The organism is Intestinimonas sp. HCP28S3_D6, assembly GCF_052065695.1.
In the GTDB taxonomy this organism is placed as follows: Bacteria; Bacillota; Clostridia; order Oscillospirales; family Oscillospiraceae; genus Intestinimonas.
Map to the genome: position 1 here is coordinate 1 of NZ_JBQHTM010000110.1, position 2,534 is coordinate 2,534.

At 39.7% G+C, this 2,534-nt stretch carries 1 protein-coding gene; it reads right to left on the reverse strand.

Going from position 1 to position 2,534, the window contains the following annotated elements; genetic code table 11:
- On the reverse strand, positions 1–2,534 hold a 2,534-nt coding region (locus ACTNBK_RS16885; RefSeq protein ID WP_441147838.1), incomplete at both ends, for an N-6 DNA methylase.

A 2,534-nucleotide genomic window follows, 5' to 3' on the forward strand; every position in this document is an offset into this window, starting at 1 on the left:
ATTTTCTTGGATATTAGTGCATCCAATTTTTCAATGATTTCCTTCTGACTATTTTGTACTGATATAAACTTCTGGGCAATCTCCTTTTGAAGTGAAAGGCTAATATTTCCTTCACCGTCGACAGGAATTGGTACCATAATGTCGTTTAACATCGAAGGATATAGTTTCGTAAATTCATCTTCTCCGTTATCGCCTTTTCGACCTTTAGCCAGCTCCCGGAATATGGGTTCCAATGTAAATTTCATATAATCGAAGTCCAAATCTTGACGCCCGTTTTTAGGAACCAAGATTCCACGATCTCCGTTAATAGAAAATTTACCATCCAGAATAAGAATCGTACCTGCAAATCCATTTGTTGACCATGTCATATAACGACCATCATAATCGTAGGTATCTAAATGGGTCAGTGTCCCTTGACTTGATGCCGAGTAGACAGGGTAGGGGCCTGAGTGTAGGTTCCCGTACTTTTTGGTGTACTTTGACTTTCCTTTAATAGTGTCAAATAACTCACTCAAAGGCAAATATTCAATCGCATATTCGTCACAATTCGGCACAATAGAAACCTGTGAGAGATTTGCAATTTGTTCAACAACAATTTCTTTGGTTTGTTCCAAAGTTACATAACCTGCGGCGATTTCTTTTTGCTTTTCAAGCCAAGGCTCTCCGTTATGGTCTACCGGAACAGCAAATTTTACAGATTGAATCATAAATGGTGGTAGCGATGTGTACTCATTCTCTCCATTATCGCCTTGCCGCCCTTTTTTAAGCTCTCTAAAAATAGGTTCCAAGGTATATTTTGCGTACTCCAGGTCTATATTGGTGTCTTTCAGCAGGAGTATTCCACGGTGGTTGGTTGCGGAAAAAGGTGATCTGTGAATCATCATGTAGCCCGCTAAACCATCTATTGCCCATGTCAATGCCGGAACATTATAATCATAGGAATCGATCTGAGCAAATGGTCCAAATGTGTTGCCAGAATATAATGGATACTCACCAGTGTGTTCATGTACATAGCTTCGAGTATATTTTCCGTCGCCACGAACAATATCAAACACCTGGGTAATGGGGATTTCTAAAAACTGAAGGCCCTCATCGTTTTTTTTTTCAACTTCAGCCAATGGTTCATCAAGTTCAGACAATGTGTTAATCGTATCAGCAAGTAAAACTCTAAAGTCATTTACTCCGATTGTCTTGGACTCTTCCTCGATACCAAGAGCCTGCCGCTCTTCGTGATTCCACCATCGTTCCACGCACCAATGAGTTCCGTTGTAAAAGTCATCAATGCTCGAAATTTTGCATCTCTGATCCCCAATCATGTTCAATGTGTTGGCAAAGCTCGTTTTCGCACCCTTGAACATATTAAAAAGATCAGATGCCACCTGTAAATCATTTTGATCGATGTCAAAACGGTACACATCACGAGTTTCTCCGATTTCCGAACACAAATAGGTAAATACTGGGGAGGTTTGGCGCTGAAGTGTAGACACACCATCCACCATAACAGGTGCTTTTTTTGTCAGAGCAAGAATGTAAGTTTTTTTGTTAGTTGTGAAGAAAGTGTTTAACGGAAGAGAGATGACAGCATCAATTTCACACTGCTCCAATATAAAGTCACGGAGTTTTTTGTCGTTACTGCGGTTCATAATACCATCAGGCACGACAATAAACGCTTTTCCATTTGGTTTGAGGGCACGAATAATCCATTCCATGAACAAACCTTCGATGCCCATTGCGCTTACAGAAAAGTATTTCTTGAGTGTATCATCCTTGGAAATCTCTTCCTTCAAATTACTACTTCCGCTCATGACATAAGGCGGATTCGTTAAAATCAGGTCATACTGATCATGGATAGGCTTTGCCAAGGTTCCAAGAATCGAGTTGGTCTGAAGCAAAAATGTGTCGTTAAAAAGTTTAGCAAATTTATCTGTCATTTCTGGATGCTCTCGGAGCAAACCAGACATATAAATCAGCATATTTGCTTTAGCAAGAATGATTGTTTTTTGTTCGTCCTTATCAAATCCTTTGTCAAAACCACTCAGCGTAATTTGAGGCTTTAACTCTCCATCCTCCACTTTATAGAATCGGTGCAAATCGTGAAGAATCGGTTCAAGCAAGAATTTTCCGACGCCACACGCCGGATCGCAAATCTTCATACCCGGAGTGATGTCTATCATATTGACAATAGCTCGAACTACCTTCAAGGGTGTAAAGTATTGACCCCAATTTTTCTTACTGATTGATTCTTTCAAGAATGTTTCAAACAGCTTGCTTTTGAAGTCGTAGTCTATGTTCTCTAAAGTCCCAAAATCATTAAAACGCTTAAGAATTTTGTGGAAAACAGTCGCATATCCAGAAACAGCCTTGTCATCTTTGGATACAAAAATTGTTCCATTGATAATGGTAGTTTTGTCCTTCGGGTTGCCAGGGAAAAGAGCTTTAATCTTTACTCGTACCGTGGAAGCATAATATTCAAGCACCTCATTCTCATTATTGCCAGAGTATTTTCCCAGCAAATCATAGAATGAATACATTCC